The following is a 20,769-nucleotide window of genomic DNA, read 5'->3' on the forward strand; positions in this document are numbered from 1 at the left end:
GGTGAGGAGGGCATCTATGAAATCACTGAAGAAAGAATTTCCGCTTCATATCATGTTAATACCGGGTGTGATTGTTACACTGATTTATGCCTACGGACCGATGGCCGGCCTGGTTATGGCGTTTCAGCAGTTTGAGCCGTTATCCGGTTTCTTTAAATCCGATTTTGTGGGATTAGATAACTTCCGTTATGTATTTAATTTACCGGATTTCAAGCAAGTACTTTGGAATACGCTAGTCATAGCTATCATCAAAATGGTATTGTCTCTGCTTGTCCCGCTCATTCTAGCTTTATTATTAAATGAGCTTACTAAGAAATGGTTCGCAGGTTTTATTCAATCCGCCATTTTCCTCCCGTTCTTCCTTTCATGGACTGTCCTTGGGGGTGTCATTATTGAATTATTCTCTCTGAATGGGCCTATTAATGGCTTAATTTCCGCTATGGGCTTAGAACCTATCATGTTCATGCTTGATAATGGTTGGTTCAGGGGGATTATCATTGGCTCGGATGTCTGGAAAGGCATGGGCTACAATATGATCATCATGCTTGCTGCCATCACAGGAATTAATGCGACGCTGTATGAAGCGGCAGAGGTAGATGGTGCAGGGAAATGGAAGCAAATGCTTAACATTACGCTTCCAGGTATAGCACCGATTATTATTTTACTTAGTGTATTAGGTCTCGGTGGTATTCTTAACGCAGGTTTTGAGCAGATATTGATTATGTATAACCCGACTGTATATGCAGGCGCAGATATAATAGATACATTTGTCTATCGATTGGGGATGTTCAGCCAACAATTTGGACCTGCGGCAGCAGTGGGTCTCTTTAAATCGATAATATCTTTATTTATGGTATCAACAACTTACTATGCAGCTTACAAATTTAACAATTACCGCATATTCTAGGAGGTGGAGATGGTGCTACATAAACAATCATTCAGCAGAAAGTTATTTATCGTGTTCAATACGCTGTTGTTAACTTTCATTACCATACTCGGCATTATCCCATTTGTACACTTACTCTCCATCTCACTTAGCTCGAATACAGCTGCGATGGCTGGAGAAGTGAAGCTTTGGCCCGTCGGCTTTTCCTGGGATGCTTATGTATATTTAGGAGAAAAGGTAGAGTTCTTTCGTTCCTTGGGAGTCTCCGTAAAACGAGTAGTGCTCGGTTCAGTAGTTAACTTGTTCCTAGTATTTATTACTGCTTTTCCGCTTTCCAAATCGAATGATCAGTTTAAATTTAGAACCGTATATGTATGGATATTCGCGATTACGATGTTTTTTGGAGGCGGCTTAATTCCGACGTATATCGTAGTGAAGAATACAGGCTTAATCGATTCCATTTGGGCACTTATCTTACCAGGTGCATTGAATGTTTGGAATATGGTTCTGATGCTTAACTTCTTCAGATCTATTCCAAGAGAATTGGATGAAGCGGCTACGATTGATGGTGCCGGACATTGGAGAGTACTTTGGCAAATTTATTTACCGATATCCCTTCCATCCATCGCAACGATTGGGTTATTCACCATAGTTGGGCATTGGAACGCTTGGTTTGACGGTATCCTTTACCTGAATTCACCTGAGCACTATCCACTACAGACCTATCTTTCTACCTTGATTATGTCTATCAATGCCCAGATGTCATCGATGTCCATTGAGCAGCTCAAGGTGATGGAGAACCTGAGTGAGAAGACGATCCGAACAGCGCAAATATTCATGGGCGCATTGCCAATTATGGTAGTGTATCCATTCTTACAAAGGTATTTCGTAAAAGGAATGACGGTTGGTAGTGTTAAAGAATAAAGAAATAGAGTAAAGACATAGCATAAAGTCTCATATGAAGGAGCAGATTGCGATGAAGAAAGTTACTGTTGCTTTAATTGGAGCGGGCCTGCGAGGAATTAATTATTCAGAATATGCGATTCAGCACCCCAATGAGCTTCAAGTTGTAGCTGTTGCAGAGCCGAATGCGAAGCGGAGAAATAAATTTAAGGCAAGACATAAGCTGGCTGATGATATGTGCTTTACCCATTGGGATGATTTTTTTGCCTCCCCGAAAGTAGCAGATGCGGTATTTATCTGTACCCAAGACAATCAGCATTATGTGCCAACAATGAAAGCACTGGAGGCAGGGTATCATGTACTATTAGAAAAACCGATGTCCCCTGATGCCAAGGAATGTGTACTTATGGGGGAAATGGCCTCTAAAGTGAATCGTGTCTTCTCGATATGCCATGTATTGAGATATACCAATTTCTTCTCTACGATCAAGGAACTACTGGAAAGTGGTGCGATCGGAAAATTGATGTCTATTCAACATAATGAGAACGTGGGTTACTGGCATCAAGCTCATAGCTTCGTAAGAGGGAATTGGCGCAAAAAGGATGAGTCCAGTCCGATGATTCTCGCTAAGTCCTGTCATGATCTGGACATTCTTTCCTGGTTGACAGATTCAGAATGTGTTCGAGTGTCTTCCTTCGGCTCACTGTCCCATTTCAAATCTAGTGAAGCACCGGAAGGAGCCCCGCTACGTTGCACAGATGGATGCCCAGCAGCAGATAAATGTCTCTATTATGCTCCTAATCAATATTTGACGGAGGATACGGATTGGCCTACATCGGCAATTAGCGATGATCCAAGCTATGAAGCCCGCCTGAATGCTCTTCAGGAAGGACCTTATGGACGATGTGTCTATCATTGTGATAATGATGTCGTCGACCATCAAGTGGTAAATCTAGAATTCGCTAATTCCGTAACTATAGCTTTTACAATGAGTGCGTTTACCAAAGATGTAAGTCGTACCCTCAAGCTGATGGGTACCACGGGAGAAATTCGCGGTGCGATGGAGAAGAATGAAATTGAAGTGATCCATTTTGGCAGCGGTAAGGTAGAGAGAATCTCGTTCGAGAATGCAGGTGGTCATGTTGGTCATGGCGGCGGCGATATGGGGTTAATCAAAGATTTTGTTAAGCTGGTTCGAGCGGAAGGGAAGATTCAAGGTCTTACATCAGCAAATCATTCCGTTCAAAGTCACCTTATGGCTTTTGCAGCAGAGCAATCTCGCATCGAGGGTAACAGTATTGTTCTGAAAGAATTTGCACAAAGTGTCTGTAATGATGAAGAGGTGAAGCAATGATGAATGCCCCGCAGCCATTTCAGACGATGTTATTAAGTTCGTTGGTTAAGGTATTTGCTGATGAAGTGCCGAATCATGAATCCTATCACAGTGCAACCGCACTTGTCGGAGAAACATTTTCGTTCCAAGTCGCTTATACCTCAGATACACTTCTAAAGAATATTAAAGTAGAGATAAAGTCATCTCTTCCAGATCTAATATGTATAAGATCCGTTGGACTTGTTCCCTCAGAAATGCCTTGTTTCAAAAATCATGATGACGATGTGCTAAGAACTACGCCGGGATTATATCCAGATCCATTGTATACGCTGGATCAACAATCTATTTCATCGATCCCGGGACAATGGCGATCTTTATGGGTGACGATAACCTTGGATGAAACAATGAGTACGGGGCTTCGCTCTATTCAGGTCCTCTTCCAATCATCTGAAGGGCAGATGTTAGGTGAATCGGATGTATTCGAGTTAACCGTTATCCCTGCAACACTACCGCCGCAACAGTTAATTCATACGGAATGGTTCCATGTGGATTGTCTTGCTACAAATTATGGTGTCGAAGTATTTAGTGAAGCACATTGGGCCCTTATAGAACGTTATGCAGATACGATGGTTAAGCATGGCATGAACATGATCTTAACTCCGTTGTTTACACCGCCTTTGGATACAGCCATTGGTGGAGTACGTCCAACCGTTCAATTGATTTCCGTGACTAAAGCGGGAGATCGTTATGAATTCGGATTTGATCTGCTTACTCGTTGGGTATCGATGTGCCGCCGACTTGGCTTCAAATACTTTGAGTTCTCTCATTTATTTACTCAATGGGGTGCAAAATGTGCACCAAAAATAATGGTAACCATTCAAGGTGAAGATCAGCAACTATTCGGCTGGGATACGGACGCATCCTCGGCGGAATACCGTAGTTTCTTGGATCAATTTTTACCTTGCTTAGATCAATATTTGAAAGAGCAGGGAATAGACCAGCAAAGCTGGTTCCATATTTCAGATGAACCAGGAGAGGAACATTTGGAATCGTACCGAGCTGCAAGTGAGATCATTTATAAACATTTATCAAGTTATCCGATCATGGACGCTTTGTCCGAATTGGAGTTGTATGAACAGGGCCTGGTGAAAAGGCCGATTCCTGCGAATACGCATATTGAACCGTTCTTAGAACATCAGGTTCCAGACCTTTGGACGTACTATTGCTGCGCTCAAGGTGAACAAGTATCCAACCGGTTTTTCAACATGCCATCTGCTAGAAATCGTATAATCGGGTTTCAATTGTATAAATTCGGATTACAGGGCTTCTTGCATTGGGGTTATAACTTCTGGTACTCGCAATATTCATTGAATCAGCAGCTGGACCCTTATCGTACGACTGACGCTGAGCATGCATTTCCCTCAGGAGATGCCTACTTGGTCTATCCGGGAGAAGAAGGCCCGATTGAATCCATTCGACTGGAAGTTCTATATGAAGGGTTGCAGGATTTGCGCGCACTAGAATTACTTGAGCAGAAAATTGGCAAGAAAGCAACGATAGCCATTATGGAAGAGGGTCTGAGTACATCGTTGACCTTCTCTGTATACCCGAGGGATCAGGGAACATGGCTCTTAGAGGCAAGAGAGCGGATCAATCAAGCGATAGCAAGATATTCTACTTAAGTGATCATACCATTACGAGGTGTTGAGAATATGGCAACTTTTCATTATTCAGGATCTTCCTTTTATTATAACGATCAGGCGATACGGCTTATCTCAGGGGCCATCCATTATTTTCGGACTCTGCCGGAACATTGGGAAGACCGTCTTATCAAATTAAAAGCTTGCGGCTTCAATACGGTTGAAACCTATGTGGCATGGAATTTACACGAGCCGAAGAAAGGCCAACATAATTTTGAAGGTATGGCAGATGTAGTCCGGTTTATTGAATTGGCAGGAGATTTGGGTCTGCATGTCATCGTTCGTCCCGCACCTTATATTTGTGCAGAATGGGAATTTGGTGGACTGCCATCTTGGTTGCTAGCTGATTCGGATATGCGTCTTCGATGCTACCATAAGCCATTTCTAGATCATGTAGATGCGTATTATGATGTATTGCTCCCCAAATTACAACCACTGTTATGTACAAATGGTGGCCCGATCATTGCTATGCAGATTGAGAATGAGTACGGAAGTTACGGCAATGACAAGCGCTATTTGGCTCATTTAAAAGACAGCATGATTTCCCGTGGGATAGATGTACTACTATTCACTTCCGATGGACCAGAAGACGCGATGTTACAGGGAGGTATGGTCCCAGGTGTGCTGGAGACGGTGAACTTTGGATCACGTCCTGTAGAAGCATTCAACAAGCTCCGTGAATACCAACCAGAGGCTCCAATCATGTGTATGGAATACTGGAACGGTTGGTTTGATCATTGGCGTGAGGAGCATCATACGCGTCCGGCTGAGGATGTAGCGAAGGTATTGGATGAGATACTTAGTTTAGGCGCATCCGTTAATTTCTATATGTTCCATGGCGGAACTAACTTTGGGTTCTACAACGGAGCGAATGGACATACGTTTGACAGCTATGAACCAACAATTACTAGTTATGACTATGATTCCTTACTGAGTGAATCCGGTGAGCCGACAGCTAAATATTATGCAGTTCGTGAAGTGATCTCCAAATATGTAGATCTCGGACCCATTGAGTTGCCAGCTCCTGTCGCTAAGAGAGCATATGGGAGAGTAGAGATGAAGGAGCAGACTTCACTTACCGCAAACTTGAATCGTATTTCTGCACCTATTCACTCTGCATACCCTGAATCGATGGAGAAATTGGGTCAGGATTATGGCTTTATTCATTATAGTACGTTCCTTACAGGACCTCGTCCCAAAGATGAGTTCTTCATCCAGGATTTACATGATCGTGCATTAGTCTTTCTGAATGGAGAGCTCACTGCAACCTTAGATCGTGTAGAGCCAGAGGTGAAATTAGAGTTCGAGGTTCCGGCCGAAGGGCTGCATGTTAGTATACTTGTGGAGAATTTAGGACGTGTCAACTATGGTCCTTTTATGAGAGATTGTAAAGGGATTACCGAAGGGGTACGTTATGGACGGCAGTTTCTGTCGGAATGGACGACTTATACGTTGCCATTAACGGATTTATCTGGTCTGCAGTTTGAAGGTTTATTCAGGCAAATGGAACCTAGCTTCTTCCGCAGCACCTTGGTTGTGGATGAACCTTGTGATACGTTCTTGAGCATGGAAGGATGGACTAAAGGCGTCGTGTTCATTAATGGGTTCAACCTTGGACGCTATTGGAATATCGGACCACAGAAAACAATGTATGTGCCAGGTCCTCTATTGAAACAAGGCGACAATGAGATTGTCATCTTTGAATTGCACAGCACTTCAGATACCGCTGTTACCTTCGTAGATCAACCGGAACTAGGATAATAGGGCATAGCTCTGCCAACAACATGTTAGAATTGCGGCTTATTGAACAATGTTTGAATTTGCTTCGGACAAGTTTGTTCAATCTTGCGTAATTCGCTAGCTTCGTTTAACTAGCTGTTTCAAACGCAGCAATTAATATATCGTAACAACAAAGACACCCGAATAGATCCGGGTGTCTTTGATAAATAGAAACTATTTCTTGCTGCGTATTCTAAGGTTATGTAGTTCCCATTCTTCATACCAATCTTGAACAACGGCAGGAAGACCAATACTTAGATCGCCTTTCAATAATTCCGTCAGATTCTTATATTGTTCTTCCACTGCGGATCGTTCCCCAATACTGTCGTAGACCTTCATTAATCCTAAATGTCCTTGTTCAAAATAGGGCTGAAGCTGTACTACCTTTTGATACACGGTGACAGCTTCGGGAACTCTGTTGTTGTCGATATAGAACTGGGCCATTCCCATAGCATGGTGTAGCCAAATGGTGCGCAGACGTTGTCGTTCACCCTCCGCCCACAAATAATCGTAATCTCCAAAATAATCCCCTGAATAAAGCTCAAATAAGCTTTGATGTTCTGCACAATTGTCCTCTCCGATGGATTCGAGTGCAAGAATGTTGTGCTCCCACTGGGCTGCATCGATTAGAAGCGGCCCGGTCTCAAGCGTATACCCTTCCCCGCCACTGACGTTGCTGATATGCAGATCTACCTCACTCTGCTTTAAACATTGTCGTACTTGATAAATGGTTGTGTAGAGATGGGTAGAAGCCTTTTTAAGGTTGAAATCTGGCCATAGTAGGTCAATCAGGGTATCTTTACTGACGAATCGATTGCGATTATGAAGCAAGAAAGCAAATAATTCTTGTGCCTTAGAAGTTCTCCAACGGAGATTGTTTAAAGGTTGTCCTCCTCGTTCAAAACGCAGCGATTGAAAACAACGAATCGTTAGTTCATGTGCTACCTCTGTGCTTTTTGGTGCAAACTTCAATCTGTCCTCCAAGCGTTGTACTGTTTTGAATAAACGGTCATGTCGCACGGGCTTCAAAATATAATCAATCGCATTTAACTCAAAGGCTTCCACTGCATATTGGTTATACGCGGTCACGAAAACGATATTAGCGTTTGGACACACCTCTTGTAGAATTGCGGCAGCTTGAAGTCCGCTCACTTCAGGCATTTCAATATCAATAAAAATAACGTCAGGCTCCAAGGCTGGAGCTTCTTGTATAGCTTGAACAGGATCTGTATAGGACGCGATGATATGAACAGCTTCCATTTCTTTTAACATGAATTCTAACTTTACGAGAGCAAGGCGTTCATCGTCCACTAATACTGCTTGAATCATTGTTATTTCACCACTCAATATAGTATTTTTTAGCAAAAAACAATAAACTCTTCTTTATTTTTCGGTTCATTATAGTCTGTCTGTGACTAGGTATTTTTGTGATTCATATTTCTTTTTTCAGAAGGGATTATGAAACTTACTGAAGTACCTAGCCCTTCCTTGCTTTTAATTTGCAAACCCTTAGCATAGACACGTAACAAGCGTTTATGTGTATTAAGAAATCCAATCCCTCTTGTTACATTAGACTGACTGCTCAGCAGTTGCTGAAGTTGCTCGGAAGTCATACCTTTACCATTATCAGCGATTGTAATCTCGATGTCATCAGCTAGTTCTTTGATGGATATTGAAAGCGTACCTCCTTTGGAGCGGCTTAATATACCATGCCTAACGGCATTTTCAACGAGTGGCTGAATGGTCAAGGGAGGTAACTGGAAATGTAGATTTTCTGTTAACTCCCAGTTGATGGTCATCCTGTCCTCAAAGCGCTCTTTCTCTATGTACAGATAGGCACGGACAAGCTCAAGCTCGTGTTCAATCGGTATCATCGGCTCAGCGTTCAAGAAGTTAAAGCTTAAGCGTAAATAAGAGCTAAAGGCATCAATAAGGTGACCCATACGCTGTGTATCAAAAGATGCCAGAGCAGATATAGAATTTAATGTGTTGAATAAAAAATGTGGTTGTATTTGCGCTTGAAGATATGCTGCTTCCAGACGAAGCCGTTCATTTACGGACTGTTTTAAGTCTGTTAACGAACGTACCCGTCCTCTTAGCTCCATAGCGTTCATGGGTTTCATTACATAGTCGTTCGCGCCCGAAACAAATCCGGTGTAGATATCTTCCGGCTGGCTACGTGCGGTCAGAAGTAGAATAGGAAGCTCAGCTATAGTAAAACGTTCACGAATTCTCTGTGTTAATTCATAGCCGGACATCTGGGGCATCATTACATCTGTAATGATTAAATCCCATTGATCAGTATCCAGTTTTATTAAAGCATCAATTCCACTGGTTACCGTAACCATTTCATAGTCTTTGATGGACAGTACGCTAGTAAGGATTTTCAGATTAACCGGGTCATCGTCAACAGCCAAAATCTTAGGTCTTCTTCCATCCGTTGAAGTAGCAGATGTAGTGTTAAATTCGGATAGCCTAATATGAGATAGTTTGTCCGTGTATTCAGTCACTGTTGAGAATTCTAAATTGAATTTTTGAATGTTTGAATCGGATAGAGGCATAGTAAAAGTAAAAGTAGAGCCTTTGCCAAGTGAAGATTTTACGCTAATCTCTCCACCGTGAAGTTCAACTAACTGTTTACAAATACTTAAGCCCAATCCAATTCCACCACTTATTGCTGTCACGCTTGAGTCACCCTGTTCATAGGGTTGGAAGGCTCTAAGCTGTGTTTCCTCGTTCATTCCAATGCCAGTATCCGTAATATGGATGCGCGCCACACCTTTATGAATATCCGCATGGACCCTAACTGAGCCTACACTCGTATATTTCACAGCATTTTGAAGCAGATTGAACAAAATCTGAATGAGTCTTTTCTCATCTGCCACAATAGAAGGAAACGAGTCGGGAATCTCCGAGATTAGTGTAATGTGCTTACCTTCCGTTAGGAACTTGAGCATATCGAGTACGCCAACAGCTACGGATTGAATGGGAACATTTCTTAACTGTAATTGAATGTTGCTTTCACGAAGCTGTGATTGATCTAGAAGATCGTTTATCAGTAAAGACATACGTCTTCCGACGGTAATTAGCAGTTCTAGATTACTTGCGTTCTGATGCATTAAAGAGTCTCTCTCACTGTCTAAGACGGTCTCAGCAATATTAATGATGCTATGTAGGGGGTTTTTCAGCTCGTGAGAGGTATTAGCTAGGAAATCATCCTTTTGCGTAACGGTTCTTTGCAGGCTTTTTGCCAGATTTTCAGTCTGTTTAGTATTCCAGAAATAGCGCTTAAACCCAAAAGTCGCAAAGCATAAAAAGGCAATAATCAGGTCGAAAGGATAATAGGTAACGTCAACCAGATCGAAATTTTTGAACAATCCCCAATGATTGCTGTTAATGATGGCTAGGATAGATAGCAATAGAAAAATAGAGCCATCGTTGTTTTTAAGCGCAGATTTCAGAAAGAGAACTACAACTTCTAATGATAGAACGAATATATTGATGAAAAAAAGAAGCGTATATGATTCGTAATAGTGGACAACGGGACCGAGCAGTATGAAAAGGATATGTACCAAGGATAAGCTGGTCAGGATCCGAACGCTTTTAATTTTTAAATTCTGGAACATTAGTTGCTTGCTTGTCAGTAAGATGAATATAAAAGCCATAATATTAGAGATGATTAATAGTTTTAAGCTCCATTGGTAGTTTAAGGGAAGCATATGCAGCAAAAGCTTGTCATCATCAATGAGTACTGTAGTTATAGCGGAAATTACCAACAGAAAAAAATAGATCAACATCTTTTGCCGCGGACCAATGGTATATAATATTGCTGCATAGACTGCATGAAGTAGAAGTACTACACATAATAACAGTTGAAGGCCTATGGAAACGATCCGCTGATGTGTTAAGGTTTTTTCGTTACCAAATAAAATGGGTTTAAAAATACCGCCTGTATGAGATAAAGAGTAGTTGGATACATGAATCACAATTTCAATCTCAGTCTTATCCGTTGTAAAAGATACGGAGTAAGGTAATACACGAGCAACATAGTCTTCTTTATTGGCAGATGGAGAACCTGAATTTCCCAGTAGTTCACCATTGATATATATTTCCGAAGAAGTCCGAACCCCGGATATGAGTATGCCATAAGACTGCTTTTCTTTTTTATCTACAAGAATCCGTAACCGATAAGAGCCGTAGCCAAAAGCAGACTTTTCGCCATTATGAATGGCATCGTTCCACTGATCCGGGACTTGTATATATTTTTTAGGGGGAGCTTTGTTTAGAGATTCTTTATTGAAAGTGGGAAGCAGCGTATTAGGATAGAACTCCCATTGGCCTTTTAAGGTAAAGAGCTTGTCTTGATTTAAGTCTTTATTCCGTAAATCGAGAACTCCTTTGACTAATTGTGGTTGTATGGCATGAGGCGATGCCCAAACCCATAGGAAGCGAAATCCAGTAAGTATAGTAAGAAATAGCACGATAATTAGAAAGAGTTTTCTTTTAGTCATAGTAATTAAACATTATTCGACAAAAAACAATATATTCCTTTCCCAAAAATATTTCAAAAATTAAAAAAAAGTTGCAGGGGATTAGAATTGGCTGGCGTCTAACGTTATGTAGGTGAAGGAGGGGAGAAAGCTGGAAGAGGCGGAATGGATTTCTGCTGTGCTGAACGGTGAGCATCAGGCCTTTGGGCATTTGGTGACACGTTATCAAGGCATGGTATACAGAGTGTGCGTCAAGATTACTGGAGAAGCCGAATCGGCCAAAGATATGGCCCAAGAGGTTTTTATAAAAGCATACAAAGCGCTCCCCTCCTTCAGAGGACAGTCTACCTTCTCGACATGGCTTTATCGGATAGCCTATCGAACCTGTCTGGACTGGAAACGGGCCAATGATAGGGAGTGGAGGCATCGGAGTGCAGCTGATTACACTGAGAATGATTGGGTAACGTCTCAAACACCAGAGCAAGAGGTGCTAGAGCAGGAACAATCAGCTGAGCTGGGTGAGAATGTGAACAGCCTTGCGGAACCGTACCGGTCGGTCGTACAGCTGTACTATTTTCAGCGAAATTCTTATCAAGAGATAGCGGAGCAAAAAGGTGTTTCCGTTAAGACTATCGAATCGCAGCTTTATCGTGCCAGACAGATGATGCGTAGACAAAGGGAGGAATTGCGATGAATTGTGCAATAGTGAAGGAATGGATGCCACATTACATTGACGGCCTACTGTCTCCAGATATGGAGCTGAGTATCCGGTTGCACATACAATCCTGTCCTGATTGCGCGCAGTGGCTGGAGGAAGCTAAGGAAATGTCCGCTCTTTGGTCAGAAATGGAAACGGACAGTGAATATCAGCATGAACAGATGGACTTTCCAGATCTCGCAGCAGGTGTTATGGCCCATATCGAGCAGCTCGAAACAGGACGCAGAGAGCGAGCGGTTAAAGCGACAAGCGTAAGACGTCGCTATGCTCCTAGAACATCTTGGATGCATTATGCGGTGGCTGCCTGCTTGAGCTTCTTATTGTTACAGTTTGGCGTTTTTGAGAATTTGGCTTATGGGATTACTGAAATTAATGGTCATGTGTCGAATTCGGTGACCCAATGGTTTGGTGGTTTTAGAAAATAGTCATAAAGAGATTTATAAATAATAGATGGATTCAGGTAAACTGAAAAGTTTATGCTATCCAAATTTTAGGAGGATGTATTATGATTAAGAAGAGACGTTGGCTCACTTTTATGCTAGCTATGGTTCCTGGTGTAGGTCATTTGTACTTAGGTTTCAAAAAGCAGGGGCTGCAGTTTATGATCGGGGCTTCCTTATGTATTATGTTTATTCCGTCTGAGCCCATGATCTTCCCTTTTGCGCTAGCTGCACTATGGTTTTACCAATTGTTTGATGCCCTGCAGAAAGCGGCTTGGATGAAAATAACTGCTGCCGAACATGAGCGTATGATGTTCCATCCTGACAGCTTCGGAGAACCTTGGACGATGGGGATGTCCTCTATGCCGGGTTACCCACATGAAGATGTGAATCCGGCTTGGGTTGGTGTTGGATGTGTTGTTGCCGGTTTCCTTATGCTGGTGATCTCAGCATTTCCGACGCTTTGGAGAATGTTAATTGAGATTAACATTGGTACGATCTTGCTATCACTGGGTCTGATTGCGTACGGTCTGAAGATGCTAAGAAACAATACGAGAGCGTAAGAAACGGGGATTTGACTATGGGGAGATGGAAAATCGGGAGTTTTACTGCAGCTATAGGCTGCATTGCACTTGGTGTCATTATTGTGATGGCTCAGTATAATATGATCAGCTATGAAGTACTTGGTTATTTATGGCCAGCACTGTTGATCTTGTTCGGACTCGAGATGTTGCTAAGATTGTTTATCAAATCCGATGCCAAAAGTCGTGTGAGCGGTTGGGCAATCCTATTGATCATCCTGTTGGTTGGAGCAAGCAGTGCACAGAGCGTAATGGCCGGCGGCTCACTTAGCAGTTTAATCGGGAATACACATTTAACTCCACTAAGCGGCAATGTCGAAGTGAAAGACAATATTACAACGCTGAAAATCGTACTTCCAAGTGGAAAAGTAAAGGTCGAGGGAATAGATGGAAGCTCATTGGATTATGAGGGAAGCTTACTCCTACCTGGAAAATCGCAAAGTGAAGCCGAAAGTGCGTTGGAAAAGAAATGGAAAGTTAAAACTGAGGGAGATACACTGATTATGGAGCTTGATACAGATCATAATTGGTTCTCTAATATTCAGTTTGGATTTAATACTAAAAGTCCTTATTTAAATGTAAGTGTACCTAGCAGCCTTGCTGTTGAGGTAGATACTAGTGACGGGTCAATAGAAGCCTGGGATTTAAAGTCTGGCTTAGTGGTTGACACTAGTAATGGGGTTATAAATATTCATGATGTTGCTGGCGGAGTTGAAGCAGATACCAGCAATGGCTCACTGACTGTTCAGAACATCCAAGGTGGAGCGCAGCTCAAAAGCTCTAATGGTGCGATTATATTGGATAATATAGATGGAGCGTTGACCGCAAAGAGCAGCAACGGCAAGATCACTATTAATTCAGCAGTGACTGGAAAATGGAAATGTTCGTCTAGTAACGGAAAGATTACGGTGGGATTGCCAACTGTGTCCGATGCGAAGATTACAGCGGATACTAGCAATGGCTCACTAAAGGGGAATGTCCCTTGGGATCTAGACGGGGACAGCTTTGGCACTGCCATTCTTGGTAAAGGAACTTATACTGTGGACCTAAGTACGAGTAATGGAAGTGTAACCGTGGATACAGCTGAATAAGTACGAACAATAAAGGGAGTTAAGGCTTCAGCGATTGGTTCTGCTGAAGCCTTAGCTCCCTTTTTCAAATTATAAGAAAACTACCAAGCGTAAGCTTTAGGAGCTTCTCCGCCCGGTCCTGGGAAGATCTCATCTAAACGTTTAAGGACAGATTCATCTAGCACAATCTCAAGACTGCGCAGTGCACTCTCGAATTGCTCTAGTGTGCGTGGTCCAATAATTGGTGCGGTTACAGCAGGATTGGCTAATAACCATGCTAGTGCTACATTATCTTGTGGTTCCCCAAGCTCCATACATAAGCTTGCAAAAGCCTCAAGCTGATCTTTGTATTGCTCTACGCGCTCAGCATTTCCTCCACTGCGGCTGCCTTCTATTTTCTTAAGTGCATTGCGTCCAAGAAGACCTCCATCCAGTGGGCTCCAAGGAATAACGCCTAATCCATGATGGAGAGAGGAGGGTAATACTTCAAGTTCAGGAAGGCGACAGGTGAGGCTGTATTTATGCTGCTCAGAAATCAAACCTAAAAAGCCACGTGCCTTCGCTTCTTGTTGGGCTACAGCGATATCCCATCCCGCAAAGTTACTGGAGCCGACATAACCAATCTTTCCTTGGTTTACAGCAAGCTCGAAAGCCCCCCACAGCTCGTCCCAAGAGACACTACGGTCAACGTGATGCATCTGGTACAATTCAATATGATCGGTCTGGAGACGCTGCAGAGACCCCTCTAGATGGCGGCGTATAATATAAGATGATAGTCCACCCTCATCATTAGGCCCATCGAGCTTATCGCTCATTGCACCGTATACTTTGGTAGCTAACACGACCTTTTCACGTCGCCCACCACCTTGCTTAAACCAACGACCAATAATCGTTTCTGTTAAACCGGAATTCTCACCCCAACCATAAATGTTAGCGGTATCAAAAAAATTAACACCTGCGTCGAGTGCAGCGTCCATAATACGGAAGGCTTCTTGTTCATCTGTTTGTGGGCCGAAGTTCATTGTTCCGAGACATAGCCGACTGACCTTCATACCGGATTTGCCAAGCTTAGCATATTGCACTTCGTATTCACTCCTTAGGTAGATGATTTCAACTTAATTGTAAACATCTTCAGAAATAAGAGCAAATATGAAGCGGCAATTTGAATAAGTTGTCTTATCTCATTGAATTATAGGCTATGCCTATCAACTCAATAGAATCTATATCTTTGTCCTTTACGACTGGGTATGATACAACAATATAAAGAAGAACTATGTCTGTTAGAGCAGACCACTTGAGGAGTGACTGAGATGAGTGAGGTTAAAAAAATCGCCGTAATCGCAGGGGACGGTATTGGACCTGAAGTAGTAGCTGAAGCAGAAAAAGTATTGAAAGCAACGGAAGAAGTATTTGGTTATGCTTTTAAAACGGAGCACGCTCTTTTTGGAGGCATTGCAATAGACGAAAGAGGCACACCGCTGCCGGAAGATACACTGGAAATCTGTCGCAGTGCTGACGCCGTATTACTGGGCGCTGTAGGCGGACCGAAGTGGGATAACAATTCTAAGGAGCTTCGTCCTGAAACCGGATTGCTTGGCATTCGCAAAGCACTTGGATTGTTCTCAAACTTACGTCCAGCAGTCGTATTCGATTGCCTTAAGGACGCTTCGACATTGAAGCCAGAAGTGCTGGAAGGTACCGATCTTATGGTCGTTCGTGAGCTGACTGGTGGGATTTATTTTGGAGATAAACTGCGTCGTCAAGGTGAACATGGTGAAGAAGCAGTGGATACCTGTGTATATAACGTAATGGAAGTGGAACGAATTGTACGTCAGGCTTTTGAGATTGCTGGCAAGCGTCGCAATAAGCTGGCAAGTGTTGATAAAGCGAATGTACTTGAAACTTCTCGTTTATGGCGTGAGGTCGTAAATAAGATTGCTCCAGAATATCCTGAGGTAGAGGTTGAGCATGTACTCGTTGATAACTGCGCAATGCAGCTGCTGCGTCGTCCAGCTAGCTTTGATGTTATCGTTACCGAGAACATGTTTGGTGACATTCTGAGCGACGAGGCTGCGATGTTGACAGGCTCTATCGGTATGCTTGCTTCCGCTTCGATGGGCGATGGTAACTACGGTCTCTACGAGCCCGTTCACGGCTCCGCACCTGATATTGCCGGACAAGGACTTGCGAACCCGATTGCAACAATCCTGTCCTTAGCACTAATGTACCGTTTAACCTTTGGTTATGAGGATGCGGCTGCTGCGATAGAGGCTGCAGTAGCTGAAGTATTGGATGCAGGACACCGTACAAGTGATATCGCCGTAGATAAGAGCAAAGCGATCAGTACATCTGAAATGGGCGACCTGATTGTTGCAGCTATCCGCAAAGCATAATAAAATCTAATTTCTAATTACGATTATAGGGGAATTTGTCTAAGATTGACTTTGATTTTGTACGATGATACCATTTGATATGTAGACAAGATGTAAATTATTCCAGCATATCACGACAAGAAATGGTTGGTTTCTTACATAATCAAAGGAGGATTTTGGCAATGGCTGAACGTTTAGTAGGTAGACCAGCTCCAGATTTTACTATGCAAACCGTATCAGGTGATGGTAAGGATTTTGGTAAAGTAAGTCTGTCCGACTATCGTGGCAAATGGCTGGTATTCTTCTTTTATCCTCTGGACTTCACTTTTGTATGTCCGACTGAAATCACAGCTCTCAGTGAAGCAGCTGCGCAGTTCGAAGCGCTTGATACAGAAATTCTCGGCGCAAGTGTAGATTCGATCCACAGCCACAAAGCATGGATCAATACACCTAAGGATTCGAATGGTCTTGGCCGTTTGAATTTCCCGCTTGCTGCTGATATTACTAAACAAGTTGCTAAAGACTACGGCATTCTGATTGAAGAAGAAGGTATTGCATTGCGTGGATTGTTCATCATTGATCCTGAAGGTGAATTGAAATATCAGGTCGTTAATCACAATGATGTAGGTCGCAGCGTAGAAGAAACACTTCGTGTCCTGCAAGCCCTGCAATCTGGTGGCTTATGCCCTATGAACTGGAAACCAGGTGACAGAAACCTTTAAATGTTGTTCTGCTATTATCTGATCTTTGATATTCTGATTTCGACCTCCTTGCAGAAGTTTTTTCTGTATGGAGGTTTTTTGCACCAAAAAAGACTTAAATAAAAAATGGATTTGAAAATAGGCGTGAAAAGTTATATTATGTCCTCGAGTGGAGGAATCTCCATTGGGGTAATGTAATACAATAATAAAAACTCAGATGGGTTAGTTATTCTAAGGAGGGTGAACAAATATGAGCTTTTGCTGTGGAGCGAGTATGGTAGGAACAAAGGGAACCCTTAAACATTATCGCACGCAAGTCCATAATGTTCCCCTGCTTTTTTGTCCGGTATGTCATCGTGTAGAGGTTCACTATAAGGTCGAAAACGAGTATGAGATCTTGGCGGAATACGCACATGGAGACGGTGTTACTGATGTGGATTTTCAGGACTATGTCATGGAAGACGAAACTGCAATATTCGAGAATGTCATTAACATCGAGAGTGAAGAGCCTCTAGCTATTGTGCGGAGTCAGATCGATATGGCGCTTGACCTGCTTGCTGTAGCCAAACAGATTGAGGATACGAAGTGGGAACGGGAATTGAAGAAAAGATTAGCTGTGATGAGTCAAAGACGCCTTCGTCTGCAACAGAAAGCGTAAGATTATTTACAATTTGGGTCTGACCCATTTCTTTATCAAGGCCTTCGCAACTGCGAGGGCTTTTAGCTTTTTCTAAATTTTTCTTAAACGTGTTTAAATCAATTGAACGAATTAATAGTAATATATATAATTAGATGTGATTTTTTATATGTCTTTGGAATCATTTTATGAATTTTTTTATCATTCGACAGTTTCTCTGATTGCGTTGTCTACTTCACTTGGATATGATTGGAATATAATTGAACCGGTTGGAAAAAGTGCAACGATTACCGAATGTTCTGGCGGCTTCGTCATATACTCAAATACATAGTAATTTGATGTCGCTTTAGCGTCTTCGTCAAATGCAGTAAAAGGGGGAACTTCGTATCGTGATTAGCCAATATCAAGAAAGTCTTCTATTACCGGGAAGAACCTATCAGTCAGGGCCTGTGGATACTACATACGAGGATGTACTAGAGAATATTGACAGCGGAATCATGCTTTTTGATGAAGAGGGAGTTATAAGTTTTGTAAATAAGCAAATGTACGGGATGCTAGAATTAACCCGTCACTCCCTTGTCGGCTGTACAATATCACACCTATTATCTAACGTTAGACTAAGCCGCTTTAAGAAAAAGCAAGTACTGCAAAGCTATAGAGAGATGGTATACAAAGGAAAATCAAATTATGAATTTTTAGACGAGTATGGCCGTTACTGGAAGGTTACACTATGCTGTGGAGAACAAATGAAGGGTTGTTATTTGTTTACAGTTAAAGAAATCTCCGATTATAAGTTGATTGAGCAAACGGCTTACCAGAACGATAGTTTGGCTATGCTAGGTAAATTATCTGCATCTATTGCACATGAAATCCGGAATCCATTAACTGCAATTCGTGGATTTATTCAATTGCTTCACCCGCATCTACAGCAGCTTGGGAAGCAGGAATACGGCAAGATAATCTTGGCAGAGATCGATCGTGCCAATGATATCATTCATGAATTCCTTACTTCCTCCAAGCCGTCAGTTCCTCAAGTGGGGATGATTCCTGTGTCAGCTTTACTCAAGGAAGTAGTGCTGCTTACAGAGAGCGAAGCCCTGATGAAAGGTTGCCAGATCAATCTACATCCTTTTCAGGAGGGAGATATGATGATTTCTGGAGATGTAAAACAAATGAAACAGGTAGTCCTCAACCTGATTAGAAACGCTATGGAGGCCGTTGCGGATAGAGCAGATGGTCTAATGGGTATAATAGAGGTTGGAGCCCACAGAGAGGGTTCTGAGGTCCGTATGTTCATCTCTGATAACGGAAAGGGAATGGATATCCGTACACTGGACAGGTTATTTAGTCCATTTTTTACAACTAAGGAGAATGGGACTGGGCTCGGGCTATCCGTGAGTGACCGAATCATCAAAAATCATGGCGGATGTATCTCTGTCAGTAGTAGAGTTAACGAAGGTACTCATTTTGTAATCTCATTGCCATTAATCCATTAGTACATTCGAATAGAATATAAAGTGTTTAAGAGGCTGATCCCTGCGGATAATACAGATGCAGAGATCGGCCTTGCTTATGTTACAATGGGGGTTGGTTTTGGGAGACAAATGGAGGTAGACACAATGAATATAGAATTTAATAGTGGCAGTGCCATTAATGAAATACAGGGTGATGCCCTTATTCTTATCATCTCTGAGTCGGAAGCCCAACATGGAGGCCTCTCAGAGAGGTGGAATGACAGAATTCGATTATTAGGAAAGTCAGGTCTCTTTAGTGGGAAGCTGAATCAGACTTATGTACTGCCATTAGATTATCCATCTGGTTGTCCTGTAGCTATTTTAGTTGGAAAAGGGGACCAATTAATTAGTACTGAAGACCTACGTCAAATGGCGGTTCAGATAGCACGTGCAGCACTTCGATTGAAGGCAATACAGCTAGTGTTTCAGTTGCCTGAAGGTGTTCAGGAGCTAACAGAAGATAAGGATATCGTATCTATTGCCTATGCGTTGTCTGAGGGGTTGTCACTTGGTTCCTATCGTCGTCCCACCTATAAGCAGGAGCAATCTCAATATATAGGTCCAAACTCGGTTATTTTTACTATCGAGAAGAAGCCAGCGGATACTTTCGAGCGTGACTGGAATCTGGGCATGCAGAGAGGGCTGGCTTTTGGTGAGGCTACGAATCTGGCACGGAACTTGACGAATATGCCCGGCAATCTGCTGACTCCATCTGACCTTGCTGTGGCCGCTATAGAAGTTGCTGAACGTTATGGATTTCCTTCCGAAGTGCTGGATGAACGAGAAATTGAGCAAAAAGGAATGGGCGGATTGCTCGCAGTCGGAAAAGGAAGTGTAAACCCTCCTCGAATGATCGTCATCCGTTACCAGGGAACGGGGCACTGGGATAATGTAGTGGGGCTGGTCGGTAAAGGGATTACTTTTGATACAGGGGGAATTTCCTTAAAAAGAGCCCCAGGCATGGAAGAGTTAATCAGTGATATGGGAGGCGCAGCGGCTGTGCTTGGAGTCATGGAGGCATTAGGCCGATTACGTCCACGAATTAATGTCGTAATGGTCATTCCATCCGCTGAGAATATGCCATCTGCTAATGCCTTTAAACCCGGGGATATCATTACATCAATGAGCGGAAGAACCATAGAAGTATTGAATACCGATGCAGAAGGCAGACTTGTACTTGGGGATGCGCTGACCTATGCTCGGGAATGGGGAGCGAAACGAGTTATTGATGTCGCTACGCTGACAGGTGCAGTGTTGTCGACATTAGGAGATATAGCTACAGGTGCTGTTACTAACAACGAGGAATTTATGGAGCAGTTTCTGACAGCAGCTAATGTTTCGGGTGAGAAAATATGGCAGCTTCCGGCTTACCCGGAATTCCGCGAAATGCTAAAGAGCGAAGTGGCCGATATCCGTAACACCGCAGGAAGATTCGGGGGAGCCACTACCGCTGGGTTATTTGTAGGTGAGTTTGCGGAAGGTCTGCCGTGGATACACCTAGATATTGCTGGAACCGCATTTCTTTCTAAAGAACGTGGAGTTAATCCTAGAGGCGGTACAGGAGTCATGGTTCGCACATTGGTTCAGTGGTTGCTCAGCGAAAGCGAATGATTAGCTCTTCATAATCAACAAAAAGAAACCTCGC

The 20,769-nt window shown here is 42.8% G+C and carries 17 protein-coding genes; 14 read left to right on the plus strand and 3 right to left on the minus strand.

Annotation, left to right across the window (positions count from 1 at the left end; genetic code table 11):
• Window positions 1-16 precede the first annotated feature (16 nt).
• Genes MKX60_RS25940 through MKX60_RS25960 form a run of 5 tightly spaced genes read left to right on the plus strand, consistent with a single transcriptional unit; the run spans window position 17 to window position 6,583 of the window.
• Complete coding sequence (locus MKX60_RS25940) at window positions 17-907, plus strand: ABC transporter permease (protein ID WP_341049665.1); 891 nt, start codon at window positions 17-19, stop codon at window positions 905-907.
• Between the two features lie 9 nt (window positions 908-916).
• Window positions 917-1,810 carry a carbohydrate ABC transporter permease gene (locus tag MKX60_RS25945; RefSeq protein ID WP_042125110.1) on the plus strand — a complete coding sequence of 298 codons (894 nt, stop codon included), beginning with the start codon at window positions 917-919 and terminating at the stop codon, window positions 1,808-1,810.
• A gap of 52 nt (window positions 1,811-1,862) precedes the next feature.
• Complete coding sequence (locus tag MKX60_RS25950) at window positions 1,863-3,143, plus strand: Gfo/Idh/MocA family protein (protein ID WP_341061389.1); 1,281 nt, start codon at window positions 1,863-1,865, stop codon at window positions 3,141-3,143.
• Window positions 3,143-4,804, plus strand: coding sequence for a DUF4091 domain-containing protein (locus tag MKX60_RS25955; protein WP_445670778.1), 1,662 nt, complete (start codon window positions 3,143-3,145; stop codon window positions 4,802-4,804). Before MKX60_RS25950 ends, MKX60_RS25955 begins: the two co-directional genes overlap by 1 nt.
• A gap of 30 nt (window positions 4,805-4,834) precedes the next feature.
• A complete protein-coding gene (locus MKX60_RS25960) occupies window positions 4,835-6,583 on the plus strand; it encodes a glycoside hydrolase family 35 protein (RefSeq protein WP_341061391.1) in 1,749 nt (582 codons plus the stop codon).
• A gap of 192 nt (window positions 6,584-6,775) precedes the next feature.
• Here MKX60_RS25960 and MKX60_RS25965 read toward each other — a convergent pair whose 3' ends face one another.
• Window positions 6,776-7,930 (minus strand): response regulator, encoded by a 1,155-nt coding sequence (locus MKX60_RS25965; RefSeq protein ID WP_052404187.1) that lies wholly within the window; start codon window positions 7,928-7,930, stop codon window positions 6,776-6,778.
• Window positions 7,931-8,016: 86 nt separating this feature from the next.
• Complete coding sequence (locus tag MKX60_RS25970) at window positions 8,017-11,112, minus strand: hybrid sensor histidine kinase/response regulator (protein ID WP_076286333.1); 3,096 nt, start codon at window positions 11,110-11,112, stop codon at window positions 8,017-8,019.
• Between the two features lie 112 nt (window positions 11,113-11,224).
• Between MKX60_RS25970 and MKX60_RS25975 the strand changes: the two genes are divergently transcribed.
• From MKX60_RS25975 to MKX60_RS25990, 4 genes are all read left to right on the plus strand, one after another.
• Window positions 11,225-11,785: an RNA polymerase sigma factor gene (locus MKX60_RS25975; RefSeq protein WP_042125119.1), complete on the plus strand. Its 561-nt coding sequence runs from the start codon at window positions 11,225-11,227 to the stop codon at window positions 11,783-11,785.
• Window positions 11,782-12,234 carry an anti-sigma factor family protein gene (locus MKX60_RS25980; RefSeq protein WP_042125121.1) on the plus strand — a complete coding sequence of 151 codons (453 nt, stop codon included), beginning with the start codon at window positions 11,782-11,784 and terminating at the stop codon, window positions 12,232-12,234. The genes MKX60_RS25975 and MKX60_RS25980 overlap by 4 nt, the downstream gene beginning before the upstream one ends.
• 80 nt (window positions 12,235-12,314) lie before the next feature.
• Entirely contained in the window at window positions 12,315-12,812 is a 498-nt protein-coding gene (locus MKX60_RS25985; RefSeq protein ID WP_042185734.1) for a hypothetical protein, read from the plus strand.
• Between the two features lie 17 nt (window positions 12,813-12,829).
• Window positions 12,830-13,921, plus strand: coding sequence for a DUF4097 family beta strand repeat-containing protein (locus tag MKX60_RS25990; RefSeq protein ID WP_042185736.1), 1,092 nt, complete (start codon window positions 12,830-12,832; stop codon window positions 13,919-13,921).
• An 80-nt stretch (window positions 13,922-14,001) separates the two neighbouring features.
• Here MKX60_RS25990 and MKX60_RS25995 read toward each other — a convergent pair whose 3' ends face one another.
• Window positions 14,002-14,982 carry an aldo/keto reductase gene (locus tag MKX60_RS25995; protein ID WP_042125126.1) on the minus strand — a complete coding sequence of 327 codons (981 nt, stop codon included), beginning with the start codon at window positions 14,980-14,982 and terminating at the stop codon, window positions 14,002-14,004.
• 228 nt (window positions 14,983-15,210) lie between these two features.
• Here MKX60_RS25995 and leuB point away from each other — a divergent pair, with 228 nt between their 5' ends.
• The 5 genes from leuB to MKX60_RS26020 all read left to right on the plus strand — a co-directional run bounded on the left by leuB (window position 15,211) and on the right by MKX60_RS26020 (window position 20,735).
• The gene (gene leuB / locus MKX60_RS26000; RefSeq protein WP_042185740.1) at window positions 15,211-16,293 is read left to right on the plus strand and encodes a 3-isopropylmalate dehydrogenase; all 1,083 of its coding nucleotides are present in this window, start codon (window positions 15,211-15,213) and stop codon (window positions 16,291-16,293) included.
• Between the two features lie 161 nt (window positions 16,294-16,454).
• On the plus strand, window positions 16,455-16,994 hold the full coding sequence (locus tag MKX60_RS26005) for a peroxiredoxin (RefSeq protein ID WP_042125130.1): 540 nt from the start codon (window positions 16,455-16,457) through the stop codon (window positions 16,992-16,994).
• A gap of 229 nt (window positions 16,995-17,223) precedes the next feature.
• Window positions 17,224-17,631, plus strand: coding sequence for a hypothetical protein (locus MKX60_RS26010; protein WP_042125131.1), 408 nt, complete (start codon window positions 17,224-17,226; stop codon window positions 17,629-17,631).
• A gap of 368 nt (window positions 17,632-17,999) precedes the next feature.
• The gene (locus MKX60_RS26015; RefSeq protein ID WP_076298229.1) at window positions 18,000-19,106 is read left to right on the plus strand and encodes an ATP-binding protein; all 1,107 of its coding nucleotides are present in this window, start codon (window positions 18,000-18,002) and stop codon (window positions 19,104-19,106) included.
• Window positions 19,107-19,229: 123 nt separating this feature from the next.
• Entirely contained in the window at window positions 19,230-20,735 is a 1,506-nt protein-coding gene (locus tag MKX60_RS26020) for a leucyl aminopeptidase (RefSeq protein ID WP_143764134.1), read from the plus strand.
• The last annotated feature ends 34 nt before the right edge of the window (window positions 20,736-20,769 follow it).

The organism is Paenibacillus sp. FSL R5-0914 (assembly GCF_038004525.1).
Lineage (GTDB): Bacteria > Bacillota > Bacilli > Paenibacillales > Paenibacillaceae > Paenibacillus_AQ.

What these genes read in the sequence shown, in the direction of transcription:
- MKX60_RS25940 (WP_341049665.1), top strand. Translation starts at nt 17, where the DNA reads ATGAAATCACTGAAGAAAGAATTTCCGCTTCATATCATGTTAATACCG.
- MKX60_RS25945 (WP_042125110.1), top strand. Translation starts at nt 917, where the DNA reads ATGGTGCTACATAAACAATCATTCAGCAGAAAGTTATTTATCGTGTTC.
- MKX60_RS25950 (WP_341061389.1), top strand. Translation starts at nt 1,863, where the DNA reads ATGAAGAAAGTTACTGTTGCTTTAATTGGAGCGGGCCTGCGAGGAATT.
- MKX60_RS25955 (WP_445670778.1), top strand. Translation starts at nt 3,143, where the DNA reads ATGAATGCCCCGCAGCCATTTCAGACGATGTTATTAAGTTCGTTGGTT.
- MKX60_RS25960 (WP_341061391.1), top strand. Translation starts at nt 4,835, where the DNA reads ATGGCAACTTTTCATTATTCAGGATCTTCCTTTTATTATAACGATCAG.
- MKX60_RS25965 (WP_052404187.1), bottom strand. Translation starts at nt 7,930, where the DNA reads ATGATTCAAGCAGTATTAGTGGACGATGAACGCCTTGCTCTCGTAAAG.
- MKX60_RS25970 (WP_076286333.1), bottom strand. Translation starts at nt 11,112, where the DNA reads ATGACTAAAAGAAAACTCTTTCTAATTATCGTGCTATTTCTTACTATA.
- MKX60_RS25980 (WP_042125121.1), top strand. Translation starts at nt 11,782, where the DNA reads ATGAATTGTGCAATAGTGAAGGAATGGATGCCACATTACATTGACGGC.
- MKX60_RS25985 (WP_042185734.1), top strand. Translation starts at nt 12,315, where the DNA reads ATGATTAAGAAGAGACGTTGGCTCACTTTTATGCTAGCTATGGTTCCT.
- MKX60_RS25990 (WP_042185736.1), top strand. Translation starts at nt 12,830, where the DNA reads ATGGGGAGATGGAAAATCGGGAGTTTTACTGCAGCTATAGGCTGCATT.
- leuB (WP_042185740.1), top strand. Translation starts at nt 15,211, where the DNA reads ATGAGTGAGGTTAAAAAAATCGCCGTAATCGCAGGGGACGGTATTGGA.
- MKX60_RS26005 (WP_042125130.1), top strand. Translation starts at nt 16,455, where the DNA reads ATGGCTGAACGTTTAGTAGGTAGACCAGCTCCAGATTTTACTATGCAA.
- MKX60_RS26010 (WP_042125131.1), top strand. Translation starts at nt 17,224, where the DNA reads ATGAGCTTTTGCTGTGGAGCGAGTATGGTAGGAACAAAGGGAACCCTT.
- MKX60_RS26020 (WP_143764134.1), top strand. Translation starts at nt 19,230, where the DNA reads ATGAATATAGAATTTAATAGTGGCAGTGCCATTAATGAAATACAGGGT.